The 16,205-nt window shown below is 61.0% G+C and carries 17 protein-coding genes; 9 read left to right on the forward strand and 8 right to left on the reverse strand.

Annotated features, from left to right (window positions below):
• Nucleotides 1-65 precede the first annotated feature (65 nt).
• Together ACYVIS_RS09885 and ACYVIS_RS09890 are read left to right on the forward strand one after the other, a co-directional pair.
• The gene (locus tag ACYVIS_RS09885; protein ID WP_460873889.1) at nucleotides 66-473 is read left to right on the forward strand and encodes a tautomerase family protein; all 408 of its coding nucleotides are present in this window, start codon (nucleotides 66-68) and stop codon (nucleotides 471-473) included.
• On the forward strand, nucleotides 470-901 hold the full coding sequence (locus ACYVIS_RS09890) for a cupin domain-containing protein (protein WP_232742626.1): 432 nt from the start codon (nucleotides 470-472) through the stop codon (nucleotides 899-901). The genes ACYVIS_RS09885 and ACYVIS_RS09890 overlap by 4 nt, the downstream gene beginning before the upstream one ends.
• Before the next feature lie 2 nt (nucleotides 902-903).
• On the opposite strand, the gene ACYVIS_RS09895 is transcribed toward ACYVIS_RS09890, so the two are convergent.
• The 7 genes from ACYVIS_RS09895 to ACYVIS_RS09925 all read right to left on the reverse strand — a co-directional run bounded on the left by ACYVIS_RS09895 (nucleotide 904) and on the right by ACYVIS_RS09925 (nucleotide 8,092).
• On the reverse strand, nucleotides 904-1,707 hold the full coding sequence (locus ACYVIS_RS09895) for an HpcH/HpaI aldolase/citrate lyase family protein (RefSeq protein ID WP_232742625.1): 804 nt from the start codon (nucleotides 1,705-1,707) through the stop codon (nucleotides 904-906).
• Nucleotides 1,704-2,933, reverse strand: coding sequence for an MFS transporter (locus ACYVIS_RS09900; RefSeq protein ID WP_460873890.1), 1,230 nt, complete (start codon nucleotides 2,931-2,933; stop codon nucleotides 1,704-1,706). The genes ACYVIS_RS09895 and ACYVIS_RS09900 overlap by 4 nt, the downstream gene beginning before the upstream one ends.
• Nucleotides 2,920-3,684 (reverse strand): GntR family transcriptional regulator, encoded by a 765-nt coding sequence (locus tag ACYVIS_RS09905; RefSeq protein WP_232742624.1) that lies wholly within the window; start codon nucleotides 3,682-3,684, stop codon nucleotides 2,920-2,922. The genes ACYVIS_RS09900 and ACYVIS_RS09905 overlap by 14 nt, the downstream gene beginning before the upstream one ends.
• 2 nt (nucleotides 3,685-3,686) lie before the next feature.
• Nucleotides 3,687-4,877, reverse strand: a complete 1,191-nt coding sequence (locus ACYVIS_RS09910; RefSeq protein ID WP_232742623.1) for a CaiB/BaiF CoA transferase family protein — start codon at nucleotides 4,875-4,877, stop codon at nucleotides 3,687-3,689.
• Complete coding sequence (locus ACYVIS_RS09915; protein ID WP_232742622.1) at nucleotides 4,874-6,028, reverse strand: acyl-CoA dehydrogenase family protein; 1,155 nt, start codon at nucleotides 6,026-6,028, stop codon at nucleotides 4,874-4,876. The genes ACYVIS_RS09910 and ACYVIS_RS09915 overlap by 4 nt, the downstream gene beginning before the upstream one ends.
• 34 nt (nucleotides 6,029-6,062) lie before the next feature.
• A complete protein-coding gene (locus ACYVIS_RS09920) occupies nucleotides 6,063-7,502 on the reverse strand; it encodes an MmgE/PrpD family protein (protein WP_232742621.1) in 1,440 nt (479 codons plus the stop codon).
• Nucleotides 7,503-7,594: 92 nt separating this feature from the next.
• Complete coding sequence (locus tag ACYVIS_RS09925; RefSeq protein WP_232742620.1) at nucleotides 7,595-8,092, reverse strand: MaoC family dehydratase; 498 nt, start codon at nucleotides 8,090-8,092, stop codon at nucleotides 7,595-7,597.
• Between the two features lie 652 nt (nucleotides 8,093-8,744).
• Between ACYVIS_RS09925 and ACYVIS_RS09930 the strand changes: the two genes are divergently transcribed.
• The 7 genes from ACYVIS_RS09930 to ACYVIS_RS09960 all read left to right on the forward strand — a co-directional run bounded on the left by ACYVIS_RS09930 (nucleotide 8,745) and on the right by ACYVIS_RS09960 (nucleotide 15,203).
• Nucleotides 8,745-9,935, forward strand: coding sequence for an amino acid ABC transporter substrate-binding protein (locus ACYVIS_RS09930; protein ID WP_232742619.1), 1,191 nt, complete (start codon nucleotides 8,745-8,747; stop codon nucleotides 9,933-9,935).
• A gap of 52 nt (nucleotides 9,936-9,987) precedes the next feature.
• On the forward strand, nucleotides 9,988-10,869 hold the full coding sequence (locus ACYVIS_RS09935) for a branched-chain amino acid ABC transporter permease (protein WP_232742618.1): 882 nt from the start codon (nucleotides 9,988-9,990) through the stop codon (nucleotides 10,867-10,869).
• Nucleotides 10,866-11,951, forward strand: a complete 1,086-nt coding sequence (locus tag ACYVIS_RS09940; RefSeq protein ID WP_232742617.1) for a branched-chain amino acid ABC transporter permease — start codon at nucleotides 10,866-10,868, stop codon at nucleotides 11,949-11,951. The genes ACYVIS_RS09935 and ACYVIS_RS09940 overlap by 4 nt, the downstream gene beginning before the upstream one ends.
• A complete protein-coding gene (locus tag ACYVIS_RS09945; protein ID WP_232742616.1) occupies nucleotides 11,944-12,729 on the forward strand; it encodes an ABC transporter ATP-binding protein in 786 nt (261 codons plus the stop codon). Before ACYVIS_RS09940 ends, ACYVIS_RS09945 begins: the two co-directional genes overlap by 8 nt.
• Nucleotides 12,710-13,480 carry an ABC transporter ATP-binding protein gene (locus tag ACYVIS_RS09950; protein ID WP_232742615.1) on the forward strand — a complete coding sequence of 257 codons (771 nt, stop codon included), beginning with the start codon at nucleotides 12,710-12,712 and terminating at the stop codon, nucleotides 13,478-13,480. Before ACYVIS_RS09945 ends, ACYVIS_RS09950 begins: the two co-directional genes overlap by 20 nt.
• A gap of 75 nt (nucleotides 13,481-13,555) precedes the next feature.
• A complete protein-coding gene (locus tag ACYVIS_RS09955) occupies nucleotides 13,556-13,786 on the forward strand; it encodes a hypothetical protein (protein WP_232742614.1) in 231 nt (76 codons plus the stop codon).
• Complete coding sequence (locus tag ACYVIS_RS09960; RefSeq protein ID WP_232742613.1) at nucleotides 13,776-15,203, forward strand: amidase; 1,428 nt, start codon at nucleotides 13,776-13,778, stop codon at nucleotides 15,201-15,203. The genes ACYVIS_RS09955 and ACYVIS_RS09960 overlap by 11 nt, the downstream gene beginning before the upstream one ends.
• A gap of 50 nt (nucleotides 15,204-15,253) precedes the next feature.
• On the opposite strand, the gene ACYVIS_RS09965 is transcribed toward ACYVIS_RS09960, so the two are convergent.
• The gene (locus tag ACYVIS_RS09965; protein WP_232742612.1) at nucleotides 15,254-16,132 is read right to left on the reverse strand and encodes an SDR family NAD(P)-dependent oxidoreductase; all 879 of its coding nucleotides are present in this window, start codon (nucleotides 16,130-16,132) and stop codon (nucleotides 15,254-15,256) included.
• Nucleotides 16,133-16,205: the final 73 nt, after the last annotated feature.

Consider the following 16,205-nt stretch of genomic DNA (forward strand, 5'->3'; position numbering starts at 1 on the left):
TGATTTATTAAAACAATATAGCGCTATAAGATTCCTGCATCAACACTTTTCACGGAGAAATTATCATGCCTTTTGCACGAATTTCACTGGCGCGGGGCAAATCGCGCGATTACCTGCGGGCCCTAAGCGATCAGTTGCATGCCGCGCTGGTCGAGTCGTTCGACGTGCCGCCCAACGACAGATTCCAGGTGATCCACCAGCACGACCGGGACGACATTATTTTCGACCCGCACTATATGGATATGGATCGGAGTGCGGATCTTGTCTATATCGCCCTGACAACCGGCAAGCCGCGTTCCACGGAAACGAAAAAACGCTTTTTCCAAACGCTGGCCCGCCGCCTGGAGGCAAATCCTGGCATTCGTCCCGACGACATCATGGTCATTATTTCGACCTCGCGGCGCGATGAGTGGTCATTTGGAAAAGGCCTGGCGCAAATGCTCGAAGGTGCGACAGAGGAGGACATATCATGACTGGCCTGAAATTGCCTGCATTGCTGACAGTCGTATACGATTGGGACGTACGCGCCATACCGGCCGACGCGGGTATCGCCACCGGTAAGCTTGCTACGCAAATGTTTTTGTCATCGCAGGCCGATCACGAAAATACCGTGATGAAAGCCCATTACGCAGCCGGGACGTGGACCCACTGGCATAGCCATCCCCTGGGGCAGACCTTGTATATTCTTTCGGGGGTTTGCCTGGTTCAGCGCGAAGGCGGAGGCATCTTCCGCGCCAATGCCGGCGACGTGGTATGGCTGGCGCCGGACGAGGCGCATCGCCATGGCGCGACGGACGAAGAACCCATGTCGTATCTGAGCATTCAGGGCGTAAAACATGGCACATATTCCCAGTGGCATGAACCTTCCCAGGCGCTCGGAAACGAGGCTGGCTCAGCTTGATATCACGGCTCTTCCACAGTGGCGAGGATTGCGCGCGCCCGATCTATGATCGGCCGATCGATAAGCTTGCCATCGAGACGAACCGCGCTATTGGCAGCGGCGTCTGCCACTTCGAGAACGCGACGGGCCCATGCAAGGTCCGCATCGGAGGCCCGAAAGCCCTCGTTCACGCCTGCCACCTGCTTCGGGTGAATGCAGAGCTTGCCCCCAAAACCGAGGGACCGCGCGCGCTTCACGTCTTCGCGCAGCACGGCATCGTCGTCCAGGGCGACCGTCACGCCATCCACCGGCGCAAGGCGGCCCGCCACCCGCGAGACAAGCACGAGTTGCGAACGCGCGAAGAGAAGCTCCTCGCCCTCGCCGGTAATTCCGGTGTCCAGCTGGAAATCGACGGACCCGAAAGCGAGGCGCTCGACGCCTTCCGCGCAAGCGATAGCCTCGGCTCGCCACAGGCCCAAAGCCGACTCGATGAGCGGGATGATGCGCGCGCCCGCACGCATCCGGCCACGGATTTCGGCGATGGCTGCGGCGTCCTCGGCCTTTGGAAGCATCACGCCCTTCACTCCGACAAGCGCCACCATGTCGAGATCGCTGGCAAACCACTCGCTTTCAGGGCCGTTGATGCGCAGCCATACGGGTTTCTCTGCTGTGAGCCAGGCACGCGCCGCCGCTCTTGCGGCCGCCTTGTCGGCCGGACCCACCGCGTCTTCCAGGTCCACGACCACCGCGTGCGCTCCCGCGCCATATGCCTTGTCGAATCGCTCCGGCCGATTGCCCGGCACAAACAAGTAAGACCGATCCATCATCCGTTCTCCGGTTTGCCGGGCGCGCCGCGCCCGGACTCCTTTCGATGCCCATCCCGCCAAAACAGCCATAACCCGCAGGCAACCGCCGGCATGGCGAGCACCACGAACGCCGACGCATAGCTCACGCCTCCTTCAATGAGAAACGTGAACGCCGGCGGACCAAAGAGAACGCCGGCGTAGGTGAATACCAGGGCTCCGCCCGTAGCGTCGCCGGCCTTGCCGGGGGGAGCGAAGCGTGCCACCTCCGCAAGGTAGACGCCGTTCCAGCCGATCGCAGTAGCACCGAAGGCCACGCACACCAGGGCAACCGACACGGCCGGCCACTGCGGCGTGAAACGCCCCGTCGCAACCGCAGCCGCCCCCATGCCCACGGCCATCAGGCCAAGCAGACACATGGGCCGGCCCCAGCGGTCGGCAAACACACCCCACGCAATGCGCCCGACCACGCCGCCGGCTTGCGCGGCAGCGAGCATGAGCCCCGCCGCAACCAATGAAATACCGACGTTCAGCGTGAGGTGCGTAACGAGGAAGGTGATGAGGCACAGCTGCAGCGCCGCGAAGAAAAACGAGCAGATGGCCAGGCAACGCAGCATCGGGTCACCCAGAGTGAAGCGCAGGGGCCCCGCGAGGCTGGAGATCGCCAGCGGCCGAGCCGGGTCGCGGTCGGCGTCGAGCACCTCGCGCATGGGCTGGGCGGAGATGAGGGTGGCCAGGCAAGCCCCGGCCACCGCCAGCGCGGCCACGCGCCAGCCGCCCCACAGCACCAGCGCCGGCACCAGCGCGCCGGCCAGCGCGCCACCGATCGGCACACCGGTCTGTTTCAGCGAAAAAATAAACGACATCCTCTCCGGAGGCGTACTCTTGGCGAGAATATGCGAGCTGGCCGGCGTAACCGGGCCATAACCCATGCCCAGGAACATGGCGCCCACGACGAACAGGATGGGCACCCCCGTAGCCACGCAGGCCAGCCCGACCATGCAGGCCACCAGGCAGGCCTGGCTCAGGCGTATGGCTCCAAAACGCTGTACCAGCGGGCCTGACGCGAGGCTTGCAGCCATGCTGGCGCCATACACCATGGCAATGAAGAGGCCCACATGGCTGGCCGAAACACCGGTCTCGGCCGCCACGGCCGGTGCCAGCACAGGCACCGTCACCACCGACATCGCCACGAGGACCTGCACCGCGAGCGTCACGGCCAGCGGAAACCAGGAGCTACGCATCCGCATCGGCCGGCATATGGAGGCGCATCGACATCGAATAGGAGAAACGGTCGGCCGGATGCAGGTTCACGGCCACCTCGATAATGCGGTCATTGTCATTCAAATAGCGGCGCGTTACGACAAGGCCCGCCGAGCCCGGCTTAACGCTCAGGCGCTTGGCGTCGACCGAGTTGATGATAGTGGCGCTGATCTCCTGCTGCACCTCAACGATGGTCAGACTGTACTGCCTCTCGATCATAGTGTAGACAGGCACTTTCATCGTGCCGATGAGTTTACGAATGCCCCCGTAGGCCGCGTTGATGTAGATATCGGTGAGCGCCATCGGGAGTTTCCCCTTGTTGACATGGCGAAAGCCTGTCACCTTCACCCAGCGCTGCCCGGGCGGGCACTTCAGGAGCTCGGCAAGAGCCTCATCCGCGATCATCTCCTCGGCCTGCGTGGTGACGAGCAGCGTGTCTTCGACGTAACGCGGCAGGTCCGCGATCGTTGCGGTGGTCTGGACATAGCGGCCCTCTACCCGGCTTGCTTTCACTGTAGTGCCTATCCCCCGCTGGCGAGTGACCAACCCGCGTTCCTGCAATCGCCGGATAGCCTCACGCGCCGTATGACGGCTCACCCCGAACTGCGTGCACAGCTCGAGTTCGGGGGGCAGGAGGCTCCCCACAGGGTAGCGGCCGCTGGTGATGTCCTCAATGAGGCGTTGCGCGACCAGTGCATACTGGGGTTGATGCGCGAGCGGGGGGGAGGAAGGTTGCACGTTCAGAGGGCTCCGGATCGGGACAGGTGGTCGATACGATCTTCATCGTAACCGATCCCGCGCAGAAGCTCCCTTGTGTGCTCTCCGAGCGTCGGCGCGATGCCGATCTTCTCCGCGCCACCGGAACAACGGACCGGCGAGGCGAGCGTGCGGATGGTCCCGCGTGCGGGATGGGGGGCTTCCATGATGCAACCCTGCTCGTGCACGAACGGGTTGTCCAGAGCCTCGGCCACATCGTACACAGGGGCCACCGGCACGATGCCGGACAGCCGTTCCAGCCATTGGGCAGTGCTTGCCGTGCCCAGAACCGCGTCGAGGTCGTGCGTGAGTTGTTCGCGATTGGCCAGGCGAGCCTTGTAGTTCGCATAGTCGGGATGTGTCGCCCACTCTGGTTTGCCGATCGCCTGCGCGAGCAGGGGCCAGAACTTCTCTTTGTTGCACATCACAAAAAGCCAGCCGTCCTGCGTGCGGTAAAGCTGGCTGGGAGTGAGCGAAGGGTGCGCCGAGCGCGGTTCGCGCTTGACCCGCACACCGTCGTTGAGATACCAGGCGGCCACATAGTTCAGGTTGGTGAGCGCAACGTCGAACAGGCTCACGTCGATGTCGCGCCCTTTGCCATTGGCGCGCGCGTCGATGATGCCCGCCAGCAGCCCCATCACCGCAGTGACGCCGGTCATCAAGTCGACGATGGACAGGCCGAAACGTGCGGGCGGGCCTTCGGGCTCGCCTGTGACGGAAAGGTAGCCGGCCTCGGCCTGCATGAGGTAGTCGTATCCCGGCCATGCGGCGCGCGGGCCGGTTCGCCCATAGGCCGACAGGTGCCCGCAGACGATGCCTGGATTGTGCACGCCAAGATCTGCGTAGGTAAGGCCCAGTTTGCCCGCGAGGTCGCCGCGCAGGTTGTCGAAGGTGGCGTCGGCGCTTTTCACCAGATCGATGAACACGGCACGGCTTTCGGGGTGCTTGAGATTGAGCGTCAGGCTCTTCTTGTTGCGATTGAAGGCCTCGAAGAAGTGACTGTCGCCCGGCCCGAAATAGTGCGGACCGACCAGCCGGCCTACGTCTCCACCCTCGGCCGGATTCTCGATCTTGATGATTTCCGCGCCCATGTCGGCCAGGTGCTGCGTGCCGAAGGGGCCCGCGCCGTACTGCTCGACGGCAATGATTCGAACACCGGTAAGTGGCAGGCTCATGATGGGTTCCGTTCTATCAGTTGCTTGGCGATGATGATCCGCTGCATCTCGTTGGTACCCTCGCCGATGAGCAGCAATGGCGCATCCCGGAAATAACGCTCGACGTTGTATTCTTTCGAATAGCCATAGCCGCCGTGGATGCGCATGCACTCAAGCGCGTTTTCCATCGCCGCTTCGGTGGCGAAATACTTGGCCATTCCGGCCTCCATGTCGCAACGATCCCCACGGTCGTAGGCGCTGGCCGCTGATTCCACCAGCAATCGCGAGGCTTCCACCCGGGTAGCCATTTCGCCGAGCTTGAGCTGGATGGCCTGATGCTCGCAGATGGGCTTTCCGAAGGTCTTTCTCGTCTGTGAGTAAGCGACCGCATCCTGCAGCGCCGCACGCGCCACGCCCACCCCACGAGCCGCTACGTTGATGCGTCCGAGCTCCAGGCCGCTGAGCACCTGCTGCAAGCCCTTGCCCTCGATGCCGCCGATCAGCCGGTCGGCCGGGACACGGTAGTCCTCGAACACGAGCTCGCAGGTGTCTATGCCTCGGTAGCCCATCTTCTCTAGTTTCCTCGCAACCTTGAAACCCGGCCCCTTCTCGGCAATGAGCAGGCTCATGCCCTTGTGGCGCGGCTGCGCCTGCGGGTCGGTCTTCACCAGCAGCGCAATGGTATTGCCATACATGCTGTTGGTGATCCAGGTCTTGGCGCCGTTCACAACATAGTGATCGCCGTCGCGCACGGCGACGGTGCGGATGGCCTGAAGGTCGGTCCCGGCGTCGGGTTCGGTCAGTCCCACACCGCCGCGCAGCTCGCCGGTGGCGAACTTGGGCAGGTAGTAGCGCTTTTGCTCTTCCGTCCCGCTACGCTGCACGGCCGCTGCCATGATGAGGTGCGAGTTGAGTATGCCGGAAACGCTCATCCACACCGCTGCCATGCGCTCGATAATTTTCGCGTAGGTCGAAGTGGACAGACCGAAGCCGCCGTACTCGGGGTCGATGATGCAGCCGAACAGACCCAGCTCCTTCATCCTGTCCACGATCTCCTGAGGATACTCGTCCGCCGCCTCGAGCCGGTGGGCATGCGGGCGCACCTCAGCCTCGAGGAATCTGTCGACCGAGTCGAGGATCATCTGTTCGTTTTCTTGCTGTTCCGGTGTCATGGGCGTTTTCTCTTTTGCATAATGTAGGGGATACTCAACCGCGGGCAGCGAGGCCTTCGGCGAGGTCGCGGGCATGCATGCCCCGGTCCATGCCGAGCACAAGATCGCGCACCTGCTCGGCGCGGCTTCTGGACACGGCAAGCGCCATGTTGTCCATGAATTTCTTCTCGATATCGGGGCCGGAGATCGGGCGGTCGACGGCACCGCGGTTTATCTCCTCGCGATGGCGCAGCTCGCGCCCGTCGTGGGTCATTACGATAACCTCGCCCGAGTAGTACTTCGGAAACGGAGAGTCGGGATCGACTTCGTACTCGACCCGCTGCGCGAGAGCCAGCACTTCCGGATCGGCGAGCGCCTCGCCGTCCAGGTGCGCCAGGCCGAAACTGCCGCGGGCAAGCGCCGTGGCGACGATGTAGGGAATGCTGAACTGCGCGTCATAGCTGTTCTGCGGCCGCTTCTTGGTGGCCACCGGCTCGCAAACTGTCTTCACGACTTCCCCCGGCACGAGCGCGCGCACCGAACGAATGTCGGCGACCTTAAGGCCATGCTTGTCGCGCAGGATGGCGGCCGCGTCGGCGCAGGCATGCGTGAAATGGCAGGCGGGGATAGGCTTGACCGCGACCTTGGCGGTTTCCCAGACTTCGCCCAGCCCGGCCGTGGCGAGCGAAAGGTCGATGTCCTTGGCGTACTGGCCGAGGTGGCTCGCAAAAAGACCGAAGCGGCCCTCATAGACCTGCTTGGGGCCTACAAAACCGTGGCGCGCCAGTGAGGCCGCGGTGAAGCCGGCGCCCGCGGCCCATCCGGGATGCATGCGCTTGGTCCATGCGCCATCGTTAAGGAACTCGAGGCTGCCCGAGCCCGTGCTCAGTGCGATGCCTTGCGCCATGGAGAGCTGCTGGACGTTAAGACCGAACAGACGGCCGGCGACGAGCGCGGCGGAGAACGCGCCCACCAGCCCCGTTGGATGAAAACCTATCTGGTGGAAGCCGCCCTTGGCGACCGAGCCCAGGCGCGTGCCCGCCTCCATGCCCACCACATAGGCGGCAAGAAGGTCCAGGCCGCCCAGCCCGGCATGGGCCGCCACGCCAAGCGCGGTGGGAAAACAGGCGGCGGTCGAGTGGATGACGCCTTGCGAATGCGTATCGTCGAAGTCGAGGCCATGCACGAGGATACCGTTCATGAGCATCGCGTCGCGCAACTGCAGCCGCGCTGACAGGCCAATTACCGGTGTGTCGCCCATTCCCGCGGATAGCTCGGTGGCCGCCGAAAGCGAACGGTGTGCGAACTCGTAGCGGGTGGAGGCATGCGCTATGCCCACCGCATCGAGAATAAGGTATTTGGCCCGTTCGATGACGGCGGCGGGAATCGCCTCGGGGCGCAGGCTTTCAGCGAAAGCCGCCAGTGTGGCGGCGATGGTCGCATCTTGCGCGACGGCTTCCGATACGGTATCGGCGTGGATTGACATGTCATTCATGGCGGGTCCTTTCCGGTTGCTACACAAGCACGAGTGAGATGGCGGGGATGTAGGTGATGAGCATGAGCGCCACGGGATATACGGTTAATTGTTCAGGCTGATACTGCGTGGCCTCGCTTGGGAATGAGGACAGAGCGCACGAAGGACATGAACACGACGCCATCGGCCTTCTTGCCGATGGTGCGAACGGTAACAATGCCCTGCGTCGGGCGCGACTTCGATTCGCGTTTCTCGAGCACCTCGGATTCCGCGTACACAGTGTCGCCTGGATGTACGGGAGCGGTGAGCTTGATGTCGGTCCAGCCCAGGTTCGCGATGGCCTTGCCGCTTACGTCCGCAACAGTCATGCCGAGAACGATTGCGAGCGTGAGGCCGCTGTTCACCAGCGGCTTGCCGAACTCGCTCTTGGCGGCGAAGGCGTGGTCGCAGTGCATAGGGTGGTTGTTCATGGTGAGGAGGGAAAACTGGATGTTATCCGTGTCGGTAATCGTTCTGCCGGGAAAGTGTTCGTAGACATCGCCGACGACGAAGTCTTCAAGATAGCGCCCAAGGCTGGAGCGGTGGCGGGTGGGAGCGGTCGTTTCGGCCATATCGTTCTCGTGGGGTTAATGTTATTACATCCGAATGTCCGGACATTATGTGATTCTCAAAATATCTTGTCAATACTTATATCGTTTTTTCGACGAGTTTAGGGTTTCAAATTCTGCGCCCATTCCACGCACTACGAGCACCCGCATCAGGCTGGAAAGGCTCCACACCATCACTTGACAGATTGATCGAAAAGCCAACAATGACGCCAGTTTCGGCCATGATCCGCTATTACGGTACTGACTATAAAACTACGGGAATCACGGTAAAACGCAAGTTCCGGAAAACCCTCCGAAGCAAGCTCAGACATGATCAGTCCAGCACATCGAAAGGCAAGCGCGAATAAGTATTGACAAGACATTTTGTGAAACCCATAATGTCCGGACATTCGGATGTAATAAATATCAATTCCAAGAGAACAGCATGACCGAAACCACCAAACCGCCGCGATTTGCATCCCCTGGATTACTTACCCAGATCTCCACCGATCCAGGTGCTCCTGCCACAGACCGCCCGCAATCCGCTCTCGTCTTCGACAAACCTGTTGGGCCGCACTATCCTCTGTGCATTTCCCCCAGCCTCCCTCAGTAAGGCCACATCATGATTCGACTTTTAAGCATTGCTACCACAGCCGTCCTTGCCAGTTCCCTTTTCGTGGCCGGCTACGGAAAAACCGCGAACGCCGCCGAAAGCAGCCCCATCAAAATCGGGGCCGCGGTATCGGACACCGGCAAGTTCGCCATCGAGGGCCATTCGACCAAACACGGTTATGAAATGTGGGCCGACGAGGTCAATGCGCGGGGCGGCATCGACGTAGCCGGCACCAAGCGCAAGGTTCAGATCATCTATTATGACGATCAGTCGGAACCCGAGACCGCCATCAAACTCATTCAACGCCTGATCAGCGAGGACAAGGTCGATTTCCTCTTTGGCCCGTACTCGTCCGGCCTGACTATCGCAACGTCGGCCATCGCGGCAAAGTACAAGAAGATCATGTTCGCGGGTGCGGCGGCGGCCAACAGCGTGTTCGATCACAAGAACAAGTATGTCTTCAGTCCCCTGAGCCTGACGAGCAGCTACACCACCAGCGGCCTCGACGCACTCAAGGCGAAAGGTGTGAAAACCATAGCCGTGATGCATTCGGATGACGCGCCCATGACCGACATCAAGAATGCCACGGTCAAGCAGGCCGAGGCCATGGGAATAAAGGTCGTGTCCGTCCAGACCGTGCCTGCCGATGCAACGGATATCACAGGCGCCATGCGCCAGATGCAGGCGAAGCATCCAGACGCATTCGTCGAAGCGGGGACGACCCTGATGGGCCTGCTCGCCACGCGGACCATGCGCGACATCGGCTGGGCGCCGACGTACGTTCTTATGATCCAGGCTCCCACAGAGGCCACCTTCGTCAAGCAGCTTGGCGCGGCCACCGCACAGGGCATAATGGCCCCGACTCAGTGGGTCCCAACCGAGAACCTCAAGGACAAGTACTTTGGAACAGCCAAAGACTACTTCAATGCCTACGTCAAGAAGTACGGTTCAAACCCCTCCTACCTGCCGGCCGGCGCTTCAGCGGCGGGGCTATCGCTTCAATTGGCGATTGAAAAGGCTGGCAGCATCGATACAGAAAAAGTGCGCCAGGCACTCATAGGTTTGAAGGCGAACACGTTCTACGGACCGATCTCCTACACGGCCCCGGGCGATCCAAGCGGCCTTACCGGCGCAAACATCCACCGCAAGATGCTGACAATTCAACTTGATGAAAAAGGCAACCAGATCGTCGTCGCTCCTTTGGACATCGCAGAGGCCCCCATCCAGCCGCTAAAACCGTGGAATGCCCGCTGAGGGAAATCTGGAACTATAGTTCGGCAGACCGCAGTGCGAATGGAGACAAGCTTTGCACACACTCATTCAAGTCGTTATTGACGGCATCATCCTCGGGGGCTTCTACGCCTTGATGGCCCAGGGACTGTCCATGATCTTCGGCATCATGCGCGTGATCAACCTTGCGCATGGTGAATTCCTGGTCATCGGCGCCTATCTCGCATGGATGGCTCATGAATATCTCGGCCTTGATGTGCTCGCGGTTTTGCCGATCCTGATCATCCTGGGATTCGTCATCGGCTGGGCTGTCTCACGTTTGCTCGTCATTCCTGTGCTCGAAAGGCCTGAATTGATGCCCCTGCTGATCACATTTGGACTGGCCGCCGTAATCCAGGGCGTGCTGACACTGGTGTTCACGACTACCCCCAGGATGACCACCGCCTTCTATTCGAACTCGATACTTGAGTTTTTGGGATATCGAATCTCGGTAGCCAGGCTGGTCATGCTCGTCGCCGCCATTGTCCTGCTCGGCCTGCTGTCGCTATTTCTTAATCGCACCAAGGCGGGCAAGGCGATGCGGGCGACTGCGGAAAACCGCGAGGCCGCGCGTATTGTCGGAATCGACGTCACACGCATCTATTGCGCCGCGTTTGGTGTGGGTACCGCTGCCGCCGTTGCCGCCGGAGCCCTTTTCAGTGTTACCCAGGGCTTTTATCCCTTCTCGGGACCCCTGTTCACCCTGAAGGCCTTTGTCATCGTGATTCTCGGTGGCCGCGGCCGTATCTCGGGAACCCTGGCAGCCGCCATGTTTGTCGGTCTCATCGAGTCAGCGCTGAGCGGCTATGTGCCCAATGTCGGGACTGGCCTCGGGACAGCGGCTGCCTTCATTCTTGTTGTCATCGTCCTGGCTACTCGTCCGAAAGGAATCTTCCAGTTGCGCGGGGTGAACGCATGAGCAATCCAGCCGCCAAGGCGAGATCGATTGATCTCCACGATGCCGGACCCAGTGCCAGAGGCATCGGCCGCTATCGATTGCTGGCTCTGGTGCTTGCCGGGGTGGTGGGCCTGAGCGTGGTGCCGTTCTTCGGAGTCAATGACAGTGTGCTGCTGACAATGAGCACGATCTTCATGTGGATCATCCTGTCGTCCAGCTGGAACTTCATTTCAGGTTTCACGGGCTATGTGGACTTCGGACACGGTGTTTTCTTCGGAGTCGGCGGCTACGTCACTGGAATTCTGGTGGCAAAGGCCGGGCTGCCATTTGCGCCGACCGTACCGCTGGCGGCCCTCTTCTCCGCAGTCCTGGCCTTGATCATCGGCTACCCCTTGTTGCGATTACGCGGCGTGTATTTTTCAATCGCCATGCTGGGCCTGTTCCTGGCCATTCGGGAACTGACCCTGATTGCCAAGCCCCTGACCGCAGGAGCACAGGGGCTTATCCTGCCCTCTGAAGTAGATCGAACGTTCTTCTATTACCTGTTCTTTATCGGCGCAGTCTTGGTCGTGTCGCTGGCATGGTGGCTTCGGCGCTCGCAATTCGGCCTCTCTCTATTGGCGATCAAAGATGACGAATACGGTGCGGAAGCCAGAGGTGTCAACACCACAGTACTCAAACTGACCGTCTTTTGCCTCTCGGCCGCCATTACAGGATCGGTCGGCGCATGCTGGGCCTACGAGGTGACATTCATCGATCCCGGAATCATGTTTCGCGATAGCTTCCTCATCAATGTGGCGATCATGGCTACGCTTGGCGGCTTGGGCACGGTCTGGGGCCCGGTCATAGGTTCCGTTGTATTCCTCCTTGTGCGAGACACGCTTTGGGCCAACCAGGGCAACTCATTTCTGGTGGTGTTCGGCGTCTTCCTGATCGTCCTTGTTTTGTTCATGCCCGAAGGCATTGTCGGCACCATCCAGCGAGGTGAGAGAACCGTACTGGGGCGGTTGATCAGGCGTCTACGCCACAGGGGTTCCTCGCACGTCGATCTATCTCATCCCACAGTCTCCCCTGCTCCGACCAGGATCGTCACCAATGACTAATCGAAACTTATCCGGCGAGGCGGGAGCGAAAAACAACAACGCGTCCTTGCTCTCGGCACAAGGCATCACAAAGAGTTTCGGCGGGATCCGCGCTGTGCACGGAGTGGACTTTGACGTTGCCGTCGGCGAGATCGTTGGCCTGGTCGGTCCCAATGGCTCGGGCAAGTCGACCCTTCTGGGCTGCCTTTCGCGCGACATTCCGATGGACGCGGGGAGGATCATCTTCAATGGCGCCGACGTCACAAAGCTGCGAGCCATGCAAGTCGCCCGAAACGGCATAGGCCGGACCTTTCAGAACGTCAGGATCTTTCCCGAACTCTCCGTTTGGGAAAACGCCCTGATGGGCCGGCAATGGAAAGGGGTCGGTTTGCGCGGCATGCTGTGCCCCGCCGATACCGCTACCCGCCAGCGCGCGGCCGACCTCATCGAACTCATGGGTTTTCCCCAGTTGATTCACGAGTACGCCGGCAATCTTTCAGGGGGCCAGATGCGGCTTCTGGAACTCGTGATGGCCATGATGTCCAGGCCGCGCCTGGTCATGCTGGACGAGGCCACATCGGGGGTAAATCCCACGCTGATCGAGTCCCTGAAACATTACGTCAAGGTCCTGAACCAGGAAGAGAGCGTTGCCTTCATCGTGGTCGAACACAATATCGGGTTCATCTTCTCGATCGCGGATCGAATCGTGGTGCTCAACGAGGGGCAACTCCTGGCCGACGGGTCACCGGAAGAGATTCAACATAATCAGGAGGTCATCGTTGCTTACCTCGGCGCTTGAAGCGAACCCTTCCAACAGTTCCGCAGTGCTTCCGGGCGAAGTCATGCTCGCCCTCAAGGGTGTCGTCGCCGGCTATGGAGGCTTCGACATTCTGCATGGAGTCGACCTCGAGGTCCGCCGCGGCGAAATTGTCGCCATCGTGGGGCCAAACGGCTCCGGCAAGTCGACGGTATTCAAGGCGATTTACGGCCTGATCAATGTACGCCTCGGCGAAGTATTGTTTGAACACCAGAACGTCACATCGATGGCGCCGCAGGATTTGCTGCGAGCCGGAATAGCTATGGTCCCCCAGCTTTCGACGATTTTCCCATCGATGAGCGTCTACGAGAACCTCGAACTCGGCATGTATCTCGTCCGGGATAAAGCGCTGGTGAAAAAACGGATCAACGAAATACTGGACTTGTTCCCTCGATTGGCGGAGCGGCGGACTCAATACGCAGGGACGCTTTCCGGCGGCGAGCGGCGAGCGCTGGAAATCGGCCGCTCGCTCATGCTCAACCCACGCATGATTCTCATGGACGAGCCGTCCGTCGGCTTGTCCCCGATTCTGACCAGGAATATGTTCGAACAGTTGCGCGAGCTCAGGGCGGCAGCCGGCATCACCTTCCTGCTGATCGAGCAGAATGCCCGTTCGGCACTGGAACTGGCAGACAGAGGCTACGTAATCCAGCGGGGGCTGGTCAGCCATACCGGTACTGGGCCGGCGCTTCTGGGCGATGATGAGGTGCGCCGTTCTTTCCTGGGTGGGTAATCTCCAGGGTAAACGGCCAGGCAAGCGTGGATACGGCATGGACGATCCGCAAATACTTTCCAACTGGAGAAACCGATGGACACCGAGAATCAACAAAGCGGCCGTGCCGACCTGCTGGATGCCTCACAGCAATGGGTAGCCAGTTTTGGCGCCGCGCCGCTGGTGCCGGCGGACGCCGCCGACCTCGTGGCAGGTGCATTGAAAGTCACAAAGGCCGTATCGCAAGCCGCACATCAGCTTACGTGGCAAACACAGGACGACTTCATTTGTGCGATGCGTCGCGCGGAGCAAGCCGATGAGTGCTGACATCAAAACATCGCTGCCCAGTGCGGTATCGCTCTGCGAGGCGACCGAGCAACTCCAGCGCGATGGTTCGGCGCACGCGCTTGCAAGCGCCTGTTTGACAAGCGTCGAAGCGTCCATGACTGGCTTCAACGGCTTCGTTCGCACGAGACGCGAACAGACTTTGGAGCAGGCAGCCCAACTCGATCAAAAGAAACATGGCGGCGCCCAGTGCGGCGCCCTTCATGGCGTGCCGCTGGCCCACAAGGACATGTTCTTCCATGAAGGCGAGCTGGCCGAATGCGGCAGCCGGATCCTCGGCGGATTCCGCCCCGACCATACCGCCACAGTGATCCAGCGTCTGGCGAACGCCGGAGCCGTGGACCTCGGCGCCTTGCACATGGCGGAGTTCGCCATGAGCCCAACGGGGTTCAACGCGCATCTGGGTCATGGGCAGAATCCGTGGTCCCGGGACCACGTGACTGGCGGTTCTTCCAGCGGCAGCGGTGCCGCGGTGGCCGCGCGCCTTGTGTTTGGCGCGTTGGGCTCGGATACCGGCGGTTCGGTGCGAATTCCAGCGGCGGCCTGCGGCGTCACGGGTATCAAGCCCACTCAGCACGCCGTATCGACGTACGGCGTCATGCCCTTGTCGCCAAGCCTGGACTGCGTTGGCTTTCTTGCACAGACCGCGCAAGACTGCGCCCGCCTGCTCAGTGCGGTGTCCGGCCCGGATGCCAACGACCCGGCTTGCCTGGCCACTCGGCAGCGCGATTATGAAGCCGGACTCGATCGGCCCCTGACTCGGGCCGACGTAATCATGGTGCCGCAGTTTCCCGCCGATGCACCGCTGACCGATGAGATGCGGGCTTTGGTGGAACAGGCGGCAAACGATCTTGCCAGCGCCGGGGCAACCCTGCGGCGCGTGGCCTTGCCGGATCTTTCCGAAGCCGGCGCGCTGGCAACGCTGGTGCTCGGCGTCGAAGCGGCATCGATCCACGGCGAATGGCTGGCCAGTCGTTCCGACGCTTATGGCACCCAGGTGCGACGCCGCATCCAGCGCGGCTTGTTGTACCCGGCGACACGATATGTCGATGCCTTACGCCTGCGCAGACAGTATCAGGCACGCTTCCTGGCCAACTACCTGGGTGACGGGCACGCCCTGCTATTGCCGACGCTGCCCTGTGCTGTGCCCACTATCAAGGAAACCACGACCGGCAGCGAAAGCGACATCGAGGCGCGCTTCGGCAATTTTTCCTATTGGACGCGCGGCATCAACTACCTTGGACTGCCGGCACTGGCATTGCCCGCCGGCTTCACCACGAACGGGCTGCCGAACGGCATTCAGCTTGTGGGCAGGCCGTTCGCCGAGGGATCTCTGCTGCGCCTGGGGCATCAGTTTCAACAGAGGACTCACTGGCATCGCCAGCATCCTCACATATAAACTGATTTATCCGATTGCAGAATTGACCACTCAATGGCGCAGAGGAATATTCAGACGGATTTGGCCAAAGCCTTCGCCACCTCATGTTGCGACTGGTCCCATCCTGAAGCCGGAATGAACTGATCGGCTTGCGCCTGGACTTGAGCCATTCGGTCGGACAGCGCCTCTGCGGGACTGTCCGTGTCGCCAATATGAATCCCGCGTGTCATCGTGACGTGGGCACATTCAAAACTTCCACCGCCGGCCAAAAGAATCATTCGCGTGGGCGCATCATCGCCCACCAACGCGATCAAGCCCGGGCTGACTCGTTCCGGGGTCAGTACCGCCGCCGCTTCCGGCGACAGCAAGCCTGCAGTCATCGCAGTCACAGCACTCGGCGCCAGGCAATTCACACGCACATTGTGCCTGGCCCCTTCCAGCGACAAAGTCTGCATCAGGCCGACCAAGGCCATCTTGGCGGCGCCGTAGTTCGACTGCCCAAAGTTTCCATACAGGCCCGATGATGAGCTTGTCATCACGATGCGCCCATAGTTTTGCGACTGCATCCGGGGCCAGACCGCCTTGGTGGCATTCACCGATCCCATGACATGCACGTCCAACACCAGGCGAAACTCATCGAGCGTCATTTTGGAGAACGTCCGGTCGCGGAGTATGCCCGCATTGTTCACCAGAATGTCGATACGCCCGAATTTCGAGATAGCCTGGGCGGCCATGGCCTCCATCTCGTCATACCGCGTCACGTTGCCAACATACGCGATGGCTTCACCGCCCGCCTCGCATACCTCGTCGGCCACGGCCTGCGCCGAGCCGCCCAAGTCATTGACAAGCACTCGCGCACCATGGCGTGCGAGCTCCAATGCGTGAGTACGCCCGAGTCCGCCGCCGGCGCCGGTCACGATAGCCACCCTGCCCTTCAATCGCTTTGACATAATTTCCCTTCCTGTTCCCTGAACCGACCAGACCCGCTCGAAGGCGGCTGAGCGGAAACGACGTGAACGTCCT

The sequence above is a fragment of the Paralcaligenes ginsengisoli genome (assembly GCF_054781135.1).